The organism is Geotalea uraniireducens Rf4 (assembly GCF_000016745.1).
In the GTDB taxonomy this organism is placed as follows: Bacteria; Desulfobacterota; Desulfuromonadia; order Geobacterales; family Geobacteraceae; genus Geotalea; species Geotalea uraniireducens.
The window spans coordinates 4,964,422-4,983,859 of record NC_009483.1; the positions used below are offsets into that span (position 1 = coordinate 4,964,422).

Here is a 19,438-nt window from a genome sequence, read left to right on the forward strand (position 1 = left end):
CATTCAGGTTGAATTCCGTAAGAGGCTCAAGGGTAACTGTTTTTAATGGAAAAGCACCCCTGATTCTGATAAGTACATGGTAAAGCAAGTTTGCTCCATTACTAACAAACCAAAGAGAACATAATGAATACGCATCGGATCGAAAAAGAACTCTGGGAAGCCGCCGACCAGCTGCTGGCCAACTCCAAGGGAAGGATGTCGGCCAGTCCATCGACGACGCGATGGGGCGGATCAAGAACGAATACGAAATCCTCAAGGGAGCCCGCGACATGCTCCTCCCCAAGCTGATGTCCGGAGCGCTGGATGTAAGCACCCAAGGAGGTCGAAACATGAGCCAGGAAGGTCAACTCCTCGACAAGAAGTCACTGCGTACCGTCACTGGTAACACAGCCAACTGGAAGGAACTTGCCAAGGACTGCATCGCCTTTGCCAATGCCCAGGGCGGGCGGTTGCTAATTGGCATTGAGAATAATGATGACGTGCCGCCGGTGGAGCAACGCATCGATCCAGGCCTCCCCGACCTGATCCGCAGAAAGTTAGGAGAGCGGACGGTGAACGTAACCGTGCTGCCTGAAATCCGCCAAACCGACAATGGATCTGAATACATCGATCTGCAGATTCCCCGGTCGATGGCCGTGGCCTCGACGCCAGATGGCCACTACTTTCTGCGTGTAGCTGACGAGAGCAAGCCGGTTGTGGGTGACGAAGTGATGCGGCTGGCTGCCGAGCGGTCGGCCCTTCCGTGGGAGACCCAGACGACCCTGCATGTCTCCCGTGGCGAGACGGACCCGCAGAAGCTGGCGACCTTCGTGGCCGGAATAAGGGCCTCGGATCGGGTAAAGGAGTCGGTAAAGGAAAAGAGCGAGGATGAACTGCTGGACCACTATCTGCTGGCTTATGGCAAATGGCTGACCAACCTGGGGATTCTCTGTGTCGGTCGTCACCAGGATCGGGCACGGCTTGGCACCGCGCCGGTGATCCAGTTCATAAAGTATGACGAGCAGAGGAAGAAGGTCAACAAGATCGCCTGGGATGACTTCAACCTGACGCCGATGGAGCTGATCGAGGCGGTTTGGCGGGAAGTACCGGACTTCCGCGAGCGCTACGAGCTGCCCGATGGTCTCTTTCGCCAGCATGTGCCGCTGTACGACGAAATCGTCGTCCGCGAGCTATTGGTAAACGCTCTGGCGCACCGCCCCTATACCCAGAGGGGTGACATTTTCCTGAACCTCCACCCGGACCGGCTGGAGGTCGTGAATCCGGGTCTGCTGCCACTGGGTGTAACCCCGCAGAACCTGCTGCATACCACAGTGCGGCGTAACGAGCATCTGGCCAGGATATTTCACGACCTGAAGCTTATGGAGCGCGAAGGGAGCGGCTATGACAAGATGTACGAAGTCCTCCTCTCCCAGGGAAAGCCGGTGCCTGAGCCGAAGGAGGGGCCGGACCGTTTCGAAGTAACAGTGCGGCGGCGTATTCTCAAACCGCAGATTATCGACTTCATGGCCAAGGCGGACCAAACCTTCCAGCTGACACAGCGGGAGCGGATAGCCCTTGGCCTGCTGGCCCAGCATGAAGCCCTGACGGCACGGGAACTGGCCAAGGCGCTGGAGCTCTCGTCGGTCGATGTGCTGTCTCCCTGGATCAATCGCCTGCTGAGCTGGGGGCTTGTCCTGAGCAGCGGCAGAACCCAGGCGACACGCTATTTCGTCGATCCTGACGTGCTGCGGCGACTGGAGTTCCCTGCCAGTACGACACTCCAACGTATTGAGCCGCATCGCTTGCAGGCTCTTATTGTAGAAGACCTTAGCCGTTACCCCCGTTCGGCTGGTGGTGAGATCAATAGACGAATTGGGGCAGAGATCCCTTACAAGCAAGTTAAACGTGCCATTGATGCTCTCATTGCCGCACGACAGGTGCTGTTTGAGGGTGACAAACGTGGTCGGCGATACTGGCTGGCAAAGTGAAGTTATCGGACAAAACGCACCGTATCTTGCCCTATTGGGCGATATCTGGGCGATAATGCAGCGATAACTGTTTGAATAGTAACGATTTAATTATCGCCCATATTTATGCTTATGGGTGATTTCTTGGACGATAGTGAATAGACTGGAGCAAATAATCATTAACCAGAATTCGATTGAAAACTCTAAAGACAGCGATCTGGCTGGTTCCTTCAATGCCCTCCGCCGTGCCGCAAAACGTGCCCGGCAAGTAGCAGCACAAACCGGTACTTCCCTGATAGTCTGGCATGGCGATCAGATCGACCGGGTAACCGTTACGGATCAGGACGCGTTACCGAAGCAGACAACTGGATAACTGCGAAAACAACCCAGAAATCTATAGGACAAAATGCTCCATATCTCCCAAGATCGGTCAATAGAATGGGCGATAGATTTAACAAACCACCTGAAATTGCAGCATTTCTTATTGGCTCAAAACGGTCTATATCTAAGCAGTATGAGCTAAAGATGAACCAATAGTGGAGGGGATATACCCCGCAAGGACTACTCCGAAGACATACTGATCCAACAACCCACGGCGGAGCTGCTGGAGCAGGAGCTGAAGTGGGATTCCGTGTTCGCCTACGACACCGAAGGTTTCGGCCCTGAGAGCCTCCTGGGGCGAACCTCCGACCGGGAGGTAGTACTCCGGAGAGACGTGGAGGCCGCACTGCGCCGCCTGAATCCGGGCCTGCCGGATGATGCCTACCACGATGCGCTGGCTCAGGTAACGGCGGACGACCGCACCAAGACTCTGCTACAGGTGAACAAGGAAAAGTACCGGCTACTGCGGGACGGAGTGCCGGTCAAATATCGCGACGAAGCGGGGAGGATGACTGACCGGCGGCTGAAACTGGTCGATTTTGACGACCCGGCCAACCCGAAGAAGAACCGGTTTCTGGTGGTAAGGGAACTTTGGGTAAAGGGAGATACGTACAGGCGAAGGCCTGACGTTCTCGGCTATGTCAACGGATTGCCATTGGTGTTCATCGAGCTGAAACGCTATGACCAGCACATCGATAAGGCATTTAAGCAGAACTACAGCGATTACAAGGACACCATCCCCCACCTGTTCCACTGGAACGCGCTGATCCTGCTGTCCAATGGCGTCGATGCCAAGTACGGCTCCATCACTTCTATCATGGAGCATTTCTCTCGCTGGAAACGGCAAAAAGAAGAAGACCCGGAACCGACCGCCGATCAGCCACTCCTGCCGTTGTTACTGCGCGGCATGCTGAACAAGGAAGCCCTCCTCGATCTGGTTGAGAACTTCATTCTCTTTGACCGGACCGAGGGGGAACTCCAGAAGATAGTGGCGCGTAACCACCAGTATCTTGGCGTAAACCAAGTGATCGGCAAGCTGCTGTCGAAAGAGCCGGGCATGCAGGCCGAGGTAGAGGCGGGACGGCTGGGGGTATTCTGGCATACCCAGGGTTCGGGGAAGTCATACTCGATGATCTTCCTGACCGAGAAGACCCACCGCAAGATCTCGGCCAAGTATACCTTTGTGGTGATGACCGACCGGAACGAACTGGACGAACAGATTTTCGGCACCTATACCGGCTGCGGCGCGGCCACCAACAAGAAGGCGAAAGCCATGGACGGCAAGGCACCGGACAGATTCACGCTGATTCGCCGTGCCCAGGTGGAGTGGATGAAGGAGACGGAGATTTGCGTCGTCGTTTCGCCGGAGCAGGGAGAAGTGGCCGAGTTCCGCAAGTGGGAGCTGGATATCGTTCCGCACCGGGAAAAGATGGTCCATCGGGATCTGAACTTGGAGTTCAAGAAGCCGGAACACCCGTTCCGGGTGGTCATCGTCTGTGCCATGTGGCTGACCGGTTACGACGTGAAGTGCCTTGCCACCCTCTACCTGGACAAACCGATGAAGGGCCACACCCTGATGCAGGCCATCGCCCGCGTGAACCGGGTCGGCGGCGGCAAGAAGAACGGTCTCATCATCGACTACAACGGCATGCTGAAGAGTTTGCGAAAGGCGCTGGCTACATTCGCTCAAGGTGACCGCAAGGGCTCTGACCAGGACATCCTTCGTGACGATACCGAGGCAGTGGCTGAGTACGGCCAGTCGATCCGGGCAGCACAGGATTTCCTGACCGGCTGCGGATTCAATCTGGACGAGCTGATCGCAGCCAACGGGTTCGACAAGCAAGCGATGATCCTGCGGGGGGTAAACACTGTCTGCGAGACTGACGAACGGCGCAAGACCTTCGAGGTCATGGCCGATGACATCGCAGCCAGGTTCCGGGGCATCTTTCCCAATCCAGGACTGTACGCTTACGACGAGCAGGAGAATGCAATCGCGGCCATCTATAACCGGTTGCAGGAGAGCAAGGAAAGCCCGGATGTCAGCGAAATGCTCCAGGCGCTTTATGCTGTGATAGATACGGCGGTGACCACCGATACCTTGACCGTAAATGAGCCCCCTGTACGCTACGAGCTGACCAAAATCGATATCAGCCGCTTGCAGGCTGAATTCGAGCGCACGTGCCCCAACATCAAGATGCTCAACCTGCGGGAAAAGATCGAAAAGCGGCTTGAGGCGATGATCGCACGGAATCCGACCCGCGTGGATCTGTACGAGCGCTACCAGGAGATCGTGGCGGAGTATAACAAGGAGTATAACAAGGACAAGGATGCCGTGGAAGTGCAGAAGGTGTTCGACCTGCTGCAGAAGGACACCCAGACCCGGCCCGAACGGGAACGGATCAAGGAGGTGGCAAAGGAACTGCTGGACAAGCTGCTATCCGACAAGCTCCAGATCGACCATTGGCGGGAAAAAGCCACGGCCCAGGCCCAGGTCAAAGCAGAAATCATCAAGCATCTCTTCGTCAACCTGCCTGAAACAGGTTATGCAGAGCACGAAATTTCCGCACGGGCAGACCTGGTGTTTGCTCATCTCTATCAGACATGCGCGGGAACGATGGCATTTCACCAATGAGTGACAAAAAAAACGGGAAGCTCCGTTATCCGAAACTTCCCGTCTACATTCTCTCCACCATGCCGTTGGTTCGGGGCCTCACAGCGAGTTCCCTAATAGGTGGGCTCCTTTACACTGCTTCAGGCAAATCCCGCAAGGGGCAGCACACCACAGTTTAAAAAGGCTCCCGTTCTTCGATTATTCCGCAGGGGCGTACTAACCTCACGAACAGGGCAGAGAGAAACCATATTTGTGTTTTCATTTTATTCCTGCCTTGGGGATAAATCAAGCGTCTTTTTCAGCGCCGTAGCCAAGGAACTGGTTAAGCTTTCTTACCTCCTCCATCAGCTTGTCAAAGCCCTGGAAAGTCAAAGATTGCGGACCATCGGAAAGCGCTTTCTCCGGTTCCGGATGAACCTCAACGAGAATGCCGTGGGCTCCCGCTACCAGGGCGGCTTTCGACATGGGAGGGACAAGGCTTCGTTTGCCGGTGGCATGGGAGGGATCAACCATGATGGGCAGATGGGACAATTCCTTGATGAGCGGCACCACCGAAAGGTCGAGGGTATTGCGGGTAGCGGTTTCGAAGGTGCGAATGCCGCGCTCGCAAAGGATGACGTTGGGATTCCCCTCCGCCAGGATGTATTCCGCGGCAGCAAGAAACTCTTCGATGGTAGCGCTCATCCCCCGCTTGAGGAGGACCGGTTTCTCGATACGGCCCACCTCCCGCAACAGGTCAAAGTTCTGCATATTACGCGCACCTACCTGGAGGAGGTCGGCGTATTCCGCCACAATCCCGACACTTTCCGGGCTCATCACCTCAGTGACGATGGGGAGGCCACTCTCTTTGCCGGCCAGGGCCAACAGTCGCAAACCTTCTTCTCTTAACCCCTGAAACGTATGGGGGCCGGTTCTCGGCTTGAAAGCGCCGCCGCGTAACAGATCGGCGCCGGCCGCCTTGACCGCCAGGGCGGTTTTGACGATCTGCTCTTCACTTTCCACCGCGCATGGACCAGCGGCGACAACCGGTCGGCACCCCTCGCCGATTTCCACCCCGCAAACATTTATGATGCTGCTCTGCGGGTGAAAAGCCCGGGAAACAAGCTTGTAGGGTTTGGAGACATGGATAACCTCCTGCACACCGGGCAGGTCCCTGATGATCACATCGTCCACATAGCCGGTATTCCCCAGAACGCCGATAGCGGTCCGTTCACCGCCGGGAATCGGCTTGGCCTTATAGCCCATCTCCTCAACCGCCTTGACGACGGCATCGATCTCTTCCTCTCCGGCATTGTAGCTCATGACGATAAGCATAGCGTCCTCCCCGTAGCGGATTTCTGAAGCACGTTTAACATAGCAGCGTAAGGGAAAATGTCAACGGTGAACTGCCTGATGAATTTTGCCACGGGAAAGTGTTGCAATTTTGTCGGGATATCGTAGAATACGCCACTGGACATCATGTTTTAACCGCAAGCTTAAACGACAAGGGGATGGCCCATGCGACTAAAGGAAGATCAAATCGGCAAACTGGCCGAAAAGGTGCTGGGGGATCTCTCCGCAGCCGGCCTCATCGCCTTGAAACAGGAACGTGGTGCAGCGCTCAACGCCATAAAAATCGCCATATCAGACGACATCAAGGCCGAGGAGGCACTGGAAAGGGATGCGGAAAAGCTTCTCGAACAGACTCTGCGCGCCATGGGGGGAAATGCAGGGATTGATCACCACAAGATGCTGCGGATGATCAAGGAAAAACTGGCCAAGGAACGGAAGATAGTTCTCTAATAAAAGCAGGAACGGGGAGCGAGGTCCGAGGTTCGAGGATTTTAAACCTCGCTCCTCGGACCTCGATCCTTCAAGGAGCAGTCATGCACATTTCCGAAGACCGCATCTCCCACATAGCTCACAAAATATACGACAAACTCTGGAAAGACGACCTGGCCGATTTCCCCGACGAGGTAAGATCGCTTAATGCCATAAAGGATGCCATCAGCGACTTTTTTTCCGTGGCTGAGGACATTGACCAAGCGGTCAGGAAAAAACTGGCCTCCTACTCCCAGGCCAAGGTGCCAGGGAGCAGGGAATGGGAGATTCTTTACCAGAAATTTTACGCCGAAGAGATGGCGAAGAGGAAATGGTAATGCGTAAAGTTCCATCGGTAATCAAAGTTTTTTGCTGTTTACTGCTTGCTACTCACTGCTTGCTGTTTTTAAACGGTTGCGCACCGGGGGCAAAGGTCACCATGGCACCGGCTTTCAATCCCGCACCGGAACAGAGCATCGTCTATGTGCAGCCCTTCACCAACAGCCTCGTTCCTGAAGCATTCAGCGAAACCGTCTTCAACGACTTCGTCGACGACCTGAACAACAGCCGTCTCCAGACCGATGTGAAATGGTACTACATCATCAAGGAAGACCCCAAAGACGTTGACCCGGCCTGGCTGGAAAGACAGGTCTACGTTACCGGCGAGATCTGGAGCTATATTGAAAATGCCGGCTGCTGCTCAACCGAACTGAGGGCGAAAGCCCGTCTTCGCCTCTTCGAGGCGGAGGAAAAGGACCCTACCCTGGAAATCTTCATTCCCGTGGACAGCTTCTTCGAACATGACCGTTCGACCCTGGACATAGAGCGACAGCGCCTTGCAAAACGCCTGGCAAACGAGATGTCCAATGCGATAACCAAAGCCCTGGCCAAGCGCAACTGACCAGTATCTCGGCAGGCACAGCAAAACATCCCCGAAGAAATTTACCCCCCTTCATATTTTTTTTGATTAATGCCTTGATTTTTACCCATACCCTGTTTATATTTAGCCCATCATTAGCACTCGGCAGCTTGGAGTGCTAATATTTTTTCAACCAACAAGAGAACCATTTATCCCAAAGAAAGAAAGGAGAAGTATCGCATGAAGCTGAGACCGATGCAGGACCGTATTATCGTGAAAAGAGTCGAAGAGGAGACAAAAACCGCCGGCGGGATTTTCATCCCCGAAACAGCCAAGGAAAAGCCGATGGAGGGTGAAGTCGTGGCTGTAGGCAATGGGAAAAGGACCGAAGACGGCAAAGTTCTGCCGCTGGACGTCAAGGTAGGCGACAAGGTGCTCTTCGGCAAATACTCCGGCACAGAGATCAAGGTCGAAGGCCAGGATTTCCTCATCATGAGAGAAGACGACATCCTCGGCGTCATCGAGAAATAATTCCAATACATAGACTGAATCAATCCAAGGAGGATATTAAACAATGGCAAAAATCATCAAATTTGACCAGGAAGGCAGAAACGCTTTCTTGAAAGGCGTAAATACACTGGCTGACGCAGTAAAAGTAACCCTCGGCCCCAAAGGACGCAACGTTGTAATCGAGAAATCTTTCGGCGCCCCGCTCATCACCAAGGACGGCGTTACCGTGGCAAAGGAAATCGAACTGGATGACAAGTTCGAGAACATGGGCGCACAGCTCGTCAAAGAAGTTGCCTCCAAGACTTCCGACGTTGCCGGCGACGGCACCACTACCGCTACCGTTCTCGCACAGGCGATCTATCGCCAGGGTGCCAAGCTGGTTGCAGCAGGCCACAACCCGATGGAAATCAAGCGCGGCATCGACAAGGCTGTTGAAACCCTCGTCGCAGAGCTGAAAAACATTTCCAAACCGATCAAGGACCACAAGGAAATCGCCCAGGTAGGCACCATTTCCGCCAACAACGACAAGACCATCGGCGACATCATCGCCGAGGCAATGGAAAAGGTCGGCAAAGAAGGGGTCATCACCGTCGAGGAAGCAAAGGCGATGGAAACGACCCTGGAAACCGTCGAAGGGATGCAGTTCGACCGCGGCTACCTCTCCCCCTACTTCGTTACCGATCCGGAGCGTATGGAAGCAACCCTGGAAAACGCCAACATCCTGATCCACGACAAGAAAATCTCCAACATGAAAGACCTTCTCCCGGTTCTTGAGCAGACCGCCAAATCCGGCCGCCCTCTAATCATCATTGCCGAAGACATCGAAGGCGAAGCCCTCGCCACTCTCGTCGTCAACAAACTGCGCGGCGTACTGAACATATGCGCCGTAAAAGCTCCCGGCTTCGGCGATCGCCGCAAGGCCATGCTGGAAGACATCGCGGTTCTCACCGGCGGCAAGGTGATCTCCGAGGAAATCGGCTTCAAACTCGAAAACACCACCATGGATATGCTCGGCCAGGCAAAGAAAATCACCGTTGACAAGGACAATACCACCATCATCGACGGCGCCGGCTCCGAAGCTGAAATCCAGGGCCGGGTGAAAATGATCCGCGCCCAGATCGAAGAAACCACCAGCGACTACGACCGCGAGAAACTCCAGGAGCGGCTTGCCAAACTGGTCGGCGGCGTTGCCGTGATCAAAGTCGGCGCGGCTACCGAAGTGGAAATGAAAGAGAAGAAAGCCCGCGTTGAGGACGCCCTCCATGCAACCCGCGCTGCCGTTGACGAAGGGATCGTCCCCGGAGGCGGCGTTGCTTACCTGCGCGCCATGTCAGCCCTTGACAGCCTGGATCTCTCCACCGAGCAGCAGTTCGGCGTTAATGTCATCAAGCGCGCACTGGAAGAGCCGATCCGTCAAATCGCCCAGAATGCCGGTGTCGACGGTTCCATTGTTGTCGACAAGGTGAAGAACGGTAAAGACGCATTCGGTTACAACGCTGCCGACGACGAGTACGTCGACATGATCCAGGCCGGCATCATCGATCCGACCAAGGTTTCCCGCAGCGCGCTGCAAAACGCCTCTTCCATAGCCGGTCTGATGCTGACCACCGAGGCGATGATCGCCGACAAGCCGAAAGAAGAAGGCTCAATGCCTGCTATGCCGGGTGGCATGGGCGGCATGGGTGGCATGGGCGGAATGGGCGGCATGATGTAATTGCGGTCTTTAGTCGAAGCAATAAAAACGGGAGCGGACATTGTCTGCTCCCGTTTTTTTATGGCTGCCACTCCCCAGTATTACTATCACGACAAATCCGACGTTTCTGCTTCCTGCTGCTTTTTCTGGGTTTAGTACTTGGAGAAGCGAAATTTTATGTAATAATTAATACCGTGAATACAACATGCGAACATATCCCATAAAATCGATCATGGGGGGCAGCTATGAACAGCAACGATACCGGTACTCTTAACCAGCACCTTGCCGCCGTCAAGGAAGGAAAGCGAAGTTTCGAAAACGCCTTCCAAGCGGTGGCGAGGATGATCCTCGAAGGCAAGATCGAGAAGATCGTCGTCAACGGCAAAACCACTTACGATTTCCAGATATTTCGCAGCGGCAGGAAGCATCCGGTCGGCATGTACGATGAAATCAACAGCTTCGTCTCCTTTGTCAAGGATGCGGCCGAGGGCGGTTCTTCCAAGGAAATGGCCTTTGTCCTCGTCGGGGAGCCCGGCAACGGCAAGACTTTCTTCGTCGAATACCTCTGCACCAAGTATCGACAGTTCCTGAGCAGAGCTGAAAACCGCCGTTACACCTACCAACTCGTCAACATGGACAAGCTCGGCAGCTACGGACGGATCTCGGTCATCGAGTCCCAGACCTACGAAGACCCGATGATCCTGGCCATGAACCTCTTTGAAAACAGCGATGATAATAAGGAGTACCTCGCCAAGTCGTTCGGCTTCACGGACCGGGAGATCGAGGACCTCTATCAGGACTACCGCCCCCTCGGGGCATGCAGCGGCTATATGTGGAACGACATCAGAAAGTACACCGGCGGAAATATCGATGACATGCTCGCCTTCGTCGAGGTGGTGCCGGTGCCGCTGAGCGAAACCCTCGGCACGATTACCGGGAAATACGCGGCAAAGGACAAGATCACCTCGTCTGCCGTTGACCTGCTCGGCGAAGAGTCGATCCAACGGCTGCTCCATATCACCGACATCAACAACCCCTACCGGTTTGACCTGCGCCGGGGGGCCCTGGCAAGGGTCGCCGGCGGCGGCATCCACTTCAGCGACGAGATCTACAAGAACAAGAAAGACCTGGTCCAGGTCTATCTCGGGGTCATCCAGAACCGGATGATCGAGATCGACGGCTACCGCTGGCCCATCGACACCCTGATCATCGCCACCAGCAACAACTCCGAATTCAACCACTTTCTGGCGGAAAAAGAAGAGGCGCCGATTATAGACCGGTGCCGGGTCTGCTACGTTTCCCACAACACCAACTACCGCATGCAGGAGGAACTGACAAACTACGCCATCGGCAGCGAAACAAAGACCACCTTGACCAAGGAAGAGTTGCACCAGGACCCGAACCTCAATTACGCGGCCTCGGTGGCCACGGTAATGACCCGGCTCCCCCGCTCCGAAAAGCTTACTGCGATTGAGACGCTGAAACTGGCAGCCGGTGAGATTGCCGGTGAGAAGAGCCTGAAGACCCTCGCCGAGGTTGTCGATCTTCTCAGCCAGGAACCGGACATCACCAAGCGGTTCGGTCAGAAAGGACTCGGCCAGAGGAACCTGGGAAGGGCCGTGCAGCTCATGGTGGAAAGCTCGGAAACCAATGAGGGGCGCTGCATGATAGCCTATGACGTTTTCAAGGCTTTGGAACGAGTGGTTCTCGACTATGTTTCAGACGCCGGTGACCGGGCCAAGTACCTGGAAGACCTTAAAACTGCCAAAGGACTGTACCGGGAGCGGATCATGACCGAGATGTTCAACGCCTACATGGACGAACCCTATGCCATCCGCAAGGACGTCATGAACTACGTGAACATGATTATCGGCATAGACGCTGAAAACCTGGGGCCGGACAAGATGTGGAAATACAAGGACCCACAGACCGGGGAACTGAAGGCGCTCAAGATCGACGAACGTTACGTAAGGAATATCGAAGACCGGCTGGGGCTGAAAACGGAAGAGCAGCGCGAGGCGTTCAGGACGTCGATACGCAAGATTTACGGCCAAAAGATTTCAGTTGAGCCCAATTACGACTTCATGGATAACCTGGAACTGGTCAAGGCGGTCACCGACGTGCGGCTCAAATCGGACATTGCCGGAGCAGGCAGCCTGATCGGCGCCCTGGCCAACCGTACCAATGAGGAAAATCAGAAACTGTATGACCGGATGATCAATACCATGCTGAAAAAACTCAATTACTGCAGAACCTGCGCGCAGAAAACCATCGAATATTTCTGCACCCAAGAGGATGAAATATAGATCCGTCAAAGGTCCGTTTTTTATGAGTGATCCGAAGGCACATTTAACCAATATAAAAGGACAAGGCCTCCCCCCCGACCGCAAGGAGCGTCTTCTAAGCGAGTTGCATGACGAGGGCAGCCAAGACCCCGTCGACCACGCTTCAGAGGACATCAGCGGTGAGGAGCGTCTTGACGGTTATGACAATTTCTCAGCCATTGAAGCGTCACCGACGCTGCAAGGCACCTATACCATGAGGATTCGCTCCATCGACGAATTGCTGGAGCGTGACAAGATGAGGGAAAAGGACGGTTTCCCGCGCAAAATCCGGGTGGGAAAGCTGGTCAAACCGGCTCGTGGCGGGAAGGAAAAGTTCGTGGTGGTTCCGACTACGGTCGAAGAAAAATTTCTCCATGACCGGGTCACTACGCCTACGGGTGAAGGAGAGCCGACCGGCGGAACCGGCGAAGGGGAAGAAGGTGAGGTGGTCGGCGAACAGCCGGTCCGTCCTGAAGGTGGAGAGGGTGAAGGAGCGGCAGGCGGAGGAGAAGGCGAATCCCATGAAATGGAATCGAGCGCCTACGACCTGGGAAAAATTCTCACGGAAAAATTCGAGCTTCCAAACCTCAAGGATAAGGGGAAAAAGAGCTCTCTCACCCGCTATACCTATCATCTAACCGATAAGAATCGCGGTTTCGGCCAGCTTCTCGACAAAAAAGCCACGCTGCGGAAAATTCTGGAAACCAATATCAACCTGGGCAATGTACCTGATATCACCGATATCGACACGACCCGTTTTCTGATCTCGCCCAAGGATAAGATCTATCGTATCCTCTCCAGGGAAATCGATTACGAATCGCAGGCCCTTGTTTTCTTCCTCCGTGACTATTCGGGCTCCATGGCAGGAAAGGCCTCGGAACTGGTGGTTTCCCAGCATGTAATGATCTACAGCTGGCTCCTCTATCAATTCGCCCGACAGGTCGAGTCGCGCTTCATCCTCCACGACAACCAGGCAAAGGAAGTGCCTGATTTCCACACCTACTACAACCTGCAGGTCGCCGGTGGCACTAAAGTTGCCACCGCTTACCGCTTGGTGAACGAAATCGTTGAACGGGAAAGCCTGGCAAAAGATTACAACATCTATGTATTTCACGGCACCGACGGTGACGATTGGGACACCGAGGGGAGCGAGGCCATCCCGGAATTGAAGAAAATGCTTACCTATTCCAACAGGGTGGGAATAACCATCGCAGAACACGGTTACTCGGCTGCAGGCAACACGGAAGTGGAGCGATACCTGAATCAATCGGGGCTGCTCAAGGAAAAACCGGAGCTGTTAAGGCTCGACGTCATGGGCGAGGACGCTGAAGAGCCGCGCCTGATCGAGGGGATCAAGAAACTTATTTCTTAGGAACGAGGAAAAAACCTTTAACCTCGAACCTCGAACCTCGAACCTCGAACCTCGAACCTGGATGTGGGCTATGGAACTAATTAATCAGCATACAAAAAAGATCATGGAAGGGTGCAAGGAAAGGGCCAGGGAAGCCGGGCTGCGCTTTCAGGATGAAACCCTCGAGTATATCGTCACCAACCGGGACATGCTGGAGCTCTCCCCCAAGGTTATGATCCCGACGCTCTATGATTACTGGGTCAATGATGTTGAGGTCCTGAAAGGAAAAGGGAAATACGAACTCTACCCGCATAATCCCTACGAAACGGTCATCAACACCCACCCCCCCATATCCTTTTATAACGACAACAACCCCGACTGGCTGAACGTGATGATCTTCTACCATGTGCTGGCGCACATCGATTTTTTTCAGAACAACCTCTTCTTTCGCCACACCTGGGACTACGACCTCACCGGCCAGGCCCTCGCCGACAAGCGGCTGATTGCCAGGTTGAGATCGGAAAAAGGGCGTTGGGTGGATTACGTCATTGAATTCGGCCGCAGCGTCGACAATCTGGTCGGTTATTACGACGAACTCTCCCGCCTGAACCGCGCCACCATTCCATCGCTTTCGAAACGACTTGATTACTACTTCGACGTTTTTCTCCAGTCGGTCAAAAAGGTGAAGATTCACGAATACGTACATGAGATAGAGCGCTACAACGACTGCAAAAACAGATACGGCGAGATGGGGGAAAAATCCTTTTTTGCCGACGCTCAGAAAAAGTACCCGGAACTGGAAACGGTCTACATCAAAAGCCTACGGACAAAGGTGACGCCGAAACTCGACCTGATGCAGCACCTGATGGAGTACTCGCCATTTCTCAACAAGGACGAAAATAAGTGGATGAAAACCGTTCTTGAAGTAGTGCGCAAAACCTCCATATATTTCCAGCCGCAGATCAGGACGAAAATAATGAACGAAGGGTGGGCCAGCTACTGGCATGAAAAGCTCTTCCTCCAGGATGACCGGATCAAGGGACATGAGGTGGATTTCGCCCGGGTCCACGCCGGAGTTACATCTCTGCCGCGGGTGGGGCTCAATCCTTATGCACTCGGGATGCGGCTCTTTTCAACCATCGAAGAAATGGCGGACAAGGGGAAAATATCCATAAAGTTCCAGATGCTGAAGGACAGCCACGCACGGGAAAAATTCGATGCAGGGACCGCGGCGGGGTTGGATTATATCTTCAGGGTCAGGGAAAACTTCTGCGATTTCACGTTTATCGATACCTTTGTCGATCAGGATTTCGTCACCGGCCACAAGCTGTTTGTCGTCGACAAGAGGCTGAACCAGGGGAAAATGGTCTGGGAATATTACGTGAAGAGCCGCAAAGCCAAGGATTACCGCAAGATGCTCATTGATACCCTCTACCATCCGCCCCGCATCGAAATTGACCCGGCAAAGGGGGAAGACGATTCCCTCTATCTCGTCCACCGCTTCGAGGAAAAGCCCCTGGTGAAGGAATTCATCGCCAACACCATGATGGGGATAGAATACCTGTGGGGGGGGACGGTCCAATTGGAGACGAGTGAAATCGAGCCCCCGGCCCAGGACATGGAAACGTATTCCGCAGCCGGCGCCAAGGAACCGCAGGTGGTCTGGCAGCGGGTCCTCTACACGATGAAGAATCGCAAGCTCTCGAAAACCTTTGTTCAGGCGGACAGCTAAATGGATGATATTTCCAAGGCAATGCAGCACATAAACCGGAGCATCACCGGCTGGAACCAGCGCGAACCCATGCCGTTCGAAGAGTTCCTCGAACTGCTCAGCGCCAATCCGACCAAGGTTATTCGCAATGTTTTCCAGGTGTTCCATGACATGATCATGAGTCACATCGGCGAAAGGGCTGACGAATATCCGGACGACCCGGAGTCCATTCATTTCGCTTCATACGACTGCTACCGGCTCTTCGTCGAGTATACCGACCACCCCTTCTTCGCCGACCGTCTCTTCGCCAATCGGTTGGTCAACCTGGTCACTTCCTGGAAACGGGGAACGCAGCAGAACAAGATCTATATTTTCGAGGGCCCACCCGGCAGCGGCAAGAGCACCTTCCTCAACAACCTGCTCTTGAAATTCGAAAAATACGCCAACACGGAGGAGGGTTTGCGCTTTGAAACGGTCTGGAGGCTCGACCGGCAACTGCTGGGCAATTTCGTCAGACACGAGACAGCCCATTTTCTCGACAAGTTGTCCAAGCTCATCGACGAATACGAATTCGACCAGAACGAGATCATCGAGGCTAAAAGCGCATTGCACGGCATGGACGACTTCGTCGAAATACCCTGCCCCAGCCACGACAACCCGATCCTCATGATCCCCAAGGATTTCAGGCGGCAATTTTTCGACGACCTGTTCAAAAACGACGAGGTGAAATGGCGGCTGTTCACTGAAAAGGAATATGAATGGGTCTTTAAAAGCAATCCCTGCACCATCTGCAGTTCCCTCTACCAGGCGCTCCTGAGAAAATTGAAGGACCCGGCGCAGGTGCTCAAGATGGTATATGCGCACCCCTACCGCTTCAACAGGCGCCTCGGCGAAGGGATCAGCGTTTTCAACCCCGGCGACAAACCGACAAAGCAGACCGTATTCTCCAACGAGATGCTGCAAAACCGTGTAAATGCCCTGCTCAGGGACAGTAACCAGGTTAAATACATCTTTTCCCAGTATACCAAGACCAACAACGGCATTTACGCACTCATGGACATCAAGTCCCATAACACGGAACGTCTGATGGAGCTCCACAATATCATCAGCGAAGGGGTTCACAAGGTCGAAGACCTGGAAGAAAACGTAGACTCGCTCTTTATCGCCCTCATGAACCCGGAGGACAAAAAAAACATCGAACAGTTTGCTTCATTCTCAGACCGCATCCAGTACATAAAGATCCCCTACGTGCTCGACCTGAACACCGAGGTGGAGATTTACCGGAACATTTTCGGCAAGCATATCGATGAGAGTTTTCTCCCCAGGGTCCTGCACAACTTCGCCCGGATCATCATCTCCACCCGCTTGAAGATTACATCGGAAGCCATGCAGGAATGGATCTACGAGCCGGACAGATACGGGATGTTTTGTGACGAGAACCTGCAACTCCTCAAGATGGAGATTTACACCGGCCACATCCCCCCCTGGCTTTCGGATGAAGACCGGAAGAAGTTGACGGCCAAACGGCGGCGGAAAATCATCGCCGAATCGGAAAACGAAGGTGAACACGGCTTTTCCGGCCGGGACGCCATCAATATCTTCAATGATTTCTATTCCACCTATGCGCGGAAGGACAAGCTGATCAACATGTCGATCCTGTGCAATTACTTCACTAAAGTCCGCCCGGAACTGGGCAACTCGATCCCCGAAGGGTTCACGGATTCCCTGCAGCGCCTCTACAACTTCACGGTTTTGCAGGAAGTGAAGGAATCCCTCTACTATTACAACGAGGAGCAGATTTCCCGGGAGATCATGAATTACCTCTTTGCCATAAACTTTGAACCGGGAAGGGTCGAGACCTGTAAATTCACCGGCGATAAACTTCAGATAAGCGAGAGTTTTTTCGAAGGGATAGAGAACCGGCTGCTGGGGATGGGGACGGAACCGGAAAAGCGCCTGGCCTTCCGCCGGGAAACGCAGAAAGAGTATGCGGCAAGGACATTGACCCAGGAAATGATGACGGAGGGAAAACAGATCAACGAATCAACGCTCTTTCAAGCGTTGCGTGAGCGGTACATCTTCAATCTGAAGGAAAAAGTGCTAGACCCGTTCCTGGAAAACGCCAACTTCCGGCGGGCGATAAAGGACTACGGCAAGGAGGAATTCAAGACCTACGACAAGAAGATCCGGGACGATGTTACCTTCCTGATGAACAATCTGGGCAAGAAATACCGCTACAACAAGCATGGCGCCAGAGAAGTCTGCGTCTATGTGATCGACACCGACCTGGCGAAGAGATTCGCCAGGCATACGCAAGACCCTTTCGCCCAATAAGCGGGAAGATAACCCTACATTTCCACTCTGGTCACCACCCCTTGCAACTTGCTCGCCGGCAGCTTGTTGAACTGGACGAAATTGGGCGTGAGCTTCTTGATCACCGAAAAGACCCGCCAGACCGGGTTCATGGTTGCGATATCCTCGATGCCGTAAAAAATGACCTTTTCCTGAATATCGTGCTTTTTCAGCAGTTTCTCAATATCAATCACTTCCATGTAACCAGCCTTTATCTCAAAAGCATCCAGACCGGGTCCAAAGCCCGTCTTCAGCTCGGATTTCAGGCCGAAAGGCTCGTCGGTTCTGACGATGGAGATGAAGATGTTCCTCTCGTAGATGATGTTGCTGCGAATGATGCAGTGCACCACGTAGGGAGGAATGACGTTCCATTCCCTGGTAAAGAACAGACCTGTGCCGGTGATATTCTTTCCCTTGGCGTAGATCTGTTCATAACTGAGCAGAAAAGTCTCCATGTCCAGCGGCTTCAGTGCCCGATACAGTGCCTGTTGCCCCTTGGTCCAGATAAGGATGGTGGCAAACGGAACGGAGGCGAGGATGATCGACCAGTAGCCGCCATGGGGGAGCTTGTTCAGGTTGGAGATAAGAAATACGACATCGACAATGGTCACCGCCACGGCAACGGGAACCTTCCATTTCTTGGTGGTGTGGGCAAAGATGATGGTCATCATGATGCCGGTGATGGTCATGGTGCCGGTGACCGCAAGGCCGTATGCTGCTGCCAGGTTTTCCGATTTCTGGAAGATGAGCATGATGAAGATGACCAGCAGCATCAGGAACCAGTTGACCGAGCCGATATATATCTGGGATTTGAGGTGGCTGGAGGTGTAGTCGACCTTCATCAGCGGCATGATACGGGTGGTAATTCCCTGGTAGACAATGGAGAAGACCCCGCTGATCAGGGCCTGGGAGGCGATGACCGTGGCAAGAATGGTGAGGATCAGGAACGGAATGTAGAGGAGTTGCGATTGCCCCTGAACCATGTTGAAGAGGAAGTTTTTTGCATCCCCATGCTGTAAGGCAAAGGCCCCCTGCCCGAGATAGTTGATGATCAGGGCGACAAAGACAAAGTACCACGCCCTGATGATTGGGCGCCGCCCCAGATGTCCCATGTCGGCGTATAAAGCCTCGCCGCCGGTGGCGCAGAGGATTACCTCGGAAAGGACGAAGAAAGCCGATATGCCGTTATCCCTGAAAAAGTTGATTGCATAGTGGGGACTCACTGCTCCCAGGATTTTCGGGAAAGTGGCGATGGAGACCAGCCCGGACACGGTCAGCGCCCCGAACCAGAGCACCATCAGCGGTCCGAACGCAGCCGCCACCTTGTCGGTACCCTTGAACTGGAAGATAAAGAGCACCACCGCGATCAGCGCGGCGATCAGGATCAGGGTTCCCAGGCGCATGCTTTCCAGGCCGGGAATCAGCACCAGACCTTCCACAGCCGACAGGATACTGATGGCGGGGGTGATGACCCCATCCCCCAAGAGTAGCGAAACCCCGACGAAAGAGAGGAAGCCGACAAAGGCGATCTGCCGACCCGGCTTCAAGAGCCTGATCAGAATCTCCTTGAGAACGATGGTCCCCCCTTCCCCCTTGCGCCCCAGACTCATGGCAAGCCAGGCATATTCAACGGTAACCAGGATGATAAGGGTCCAGACGACCATGGAAAGAATTCCGAAAACATTGGCCTCTGTCGGCTTGGTCAGGGCAAAGATTACGGTCAGGGTATAGATGGGGCTGGTGCCGATGTCGCCGAAAACAAGCCCCATGGACTTGACGACTCCCTCCCAGTACGATTCAGTATGCTTTTTCATAAGAATCCGTCCTCCGACAAAACAGCGGGATTTATACCATTTAGCCCGATGGAATACAATACAAATCCCCCTTTACCCTTGACTTT

14 protein-coding genes and 1 other RNA gene are annotated in these 19,438 nt (G+C 54.0%); 12 read left to right on the forward strand and 3 right to left on the reverse strand.

Annotated elements, in window-relative coordinates; genetic code table 11:
* The first annotated feature begins 221 nt into the window (after positions 1–221).
* The 3 genes from GURA_RS21865 to GURA_RS21870 all read left to right on the forward strand — a co-directional run bounded on the left by GURA_RS21865 (position 222) and on the right by GURA_RS21870 (position 4,959).
* Positions 222–1,967: an ATP-binding protein gene (locus GURA_RS21865; RefSeq protein ID WP_011941073.1), complete on the forward strand. Its 1,746-nt coding sequence runs from the start codon at positions 222–224 to the stop codon at positions 1,965–1,967.
* A gap of 133 nt (positions 1,968–2,100) precedes the next feature.
* A complete protein-coding gene (locus tag GURA_RS23800; RefSeq protein ID WP_083764995.1) occupies positions 2,101–2,319 on the forward strand; it encodes a hypothetical protein in 219 nt (72 codons plus the stop codon).
* A 201-nt stretch (positions 2,320–2,520) separates the two neighbouring features.
* A complete protein-coding gene (locus tag GURA_RS21870) occupies positions 2,521–4,959 on the forward strand; it encodes a type I restriction endonuclease subunit R (protein ID WP_268741757.1) in 2,439 nt (812 codons plus the stop codon).
* A gap of 47 nt (positions 4,960–5,006) precedes the next feature.
* Here the strand turns inward: GURA_RS21870 and ssrS are convergent.
* Both ssrS and aroF read right to left on the reverse strand, forming a co-directional pair.
* Positions 5,007–5,181: non-coding RNA, 6S RNA (ssrS, locus tag GURA_RS23805), on the reverse strand.
* Between the two features lie 42 nt (positions 5,182–5,223).
* The gene (gene aroF / locus GURA_RS21875) at positions 5,224–6,252 is read right to left on the reverse strand and encodes a 3-deoxy-7-phosphoheptulonate synthase (RefSeq protein ID WP_011941075.1); all 1,029 of its coding nucleotides are present in this window, start codon (positions 6,250–6,252) and stop codon (positions 5,224–5,226) included.
* Between the two features lie 183 nt (positions 6,253–6,435).
* Here aroF and GURA_RS25160 point away from each other — a divergent pair, with 183 nt between their 5' ends.
* From GURA_RS25160 to GURA_RS21920, 9 genes are all read left to right on the forward strand, one after another.
* The gene (locus tag GURA_RS25160) at positions 6,436–6,720 is read left to right on the forward strand and encodes a DUF507 family protein (RefSeq protein ID WP_011941076.1); all 285 of its coding nucleotides are present in this window, start codon (positions 6,436–6,438) and stop codon (positions 6,718–6,720) included.
* An 83-nt stretch (positions 6,721–6,803) separates the two neighbouring features.
* Positions 6,804–7,076, forward strand: coding sequence for a DUF507 family protein (locus GURA_RS25165; RefSeq protein WP_011941077.1), 273 nt, complete (start codon positions 6,804–6,806; stop codon positions 7,074–7,076).
* A 101-nt stretch (positions 7,077–7,177) separates the two neighbouring features.
* A complete protein-coding gene (locus GURA_RS21890) occupies positions 7,178–7,639 on the forward strand; it encodes a hypothetical protein (RefSeq protein ID WP_232278956.1) in 462 nt (153 codons plus the stop codon).
* Positions 7,640–7,837: 198 nt separating this feature from the next.
* Entirely contained in the window at positions 7,838–8,128 is a 291-nt protein-coding gene (gene groES / locus GURA_RS21895; RefSeq protein ID WP_011941079.1) for a co-chaperone GroES, read from the forward strand.
* Between the two features lie 43 nt (positions 8,129–8,171).
* Complete coding sequence (gene groL / locus GURA_RS21900; RefSeq protein ID WP_011941080.1) at positions 8,172–9,821, forward strand: chaperonin GroEL; 1,650 nt, start codon at positions 8,172–8,174, stop codon at positions 9,819–9,821.
* A 224-nt stretch (positions 9,822–10,045) separates the two neighbouring features.
* Positions 10,046–12,106 (forward strand): serine protein kinase PrkA, encoded by a 2,061-nt coding sequence (locus GURA_RS21905; protein ID WP_011941081.1) that lies wholly within the window; start codon positions 10,046–10,048, stop codon positions 12,104–12,106.
* Between the two features lie 22 nt (positions 12,107–12,128).
* Entirely contained in the window at positions 12,129–13,496 is a 1,368-nt protein-coding gene (locus tag GURA_RS21910; protein ID WP_011941082.1) for a DUF444 family protein, read from the forward strand.
* 70 nt (positions 13,497–13,566) lie between these two features.
* The gene (locus GURA_RS21915; protein ID WP_041245609.1) at positions 13,567–15,207 is read left to right on the forward strand and encodes a SpoVR family protein; all 1,641 of its coding nucleotides are present in this window, start codon (positions 13,567–13,569) and stop codon (positions 15,205–15,207) included.
* Positions 15,208–17,520 (forward strand): serine protein kinase PrkA, encoded by a 2,313-nt coding sequence (locus GURA_RS21920; RefSeq protein ID WP_011941084.1) that lies wholly within the window; start codon positions 15,208–15,210, stop codon positions 17,518–17,520. It begins immediately after the preceding gene.
* 14 nt (positions 17,521–17,534) lie between these two features.
* Here GURA_RS21920 and GURA_RS21925 read toward each other — a convergent pair whose 3' ends face one another.
* On the reverse strand, positions 17,535–19,352 hold the full coding sequence (locus GURA_RS21925; protein WP_011941085.1) for a KUP/HAK/KT family potassium transporter: 1,818 nt from the start codon (positions 19,350–19,352) through the stop codon (positions 17,535–17,537).
* Positions 19,353–19,438: the final 86 nt, after the last annotated feature.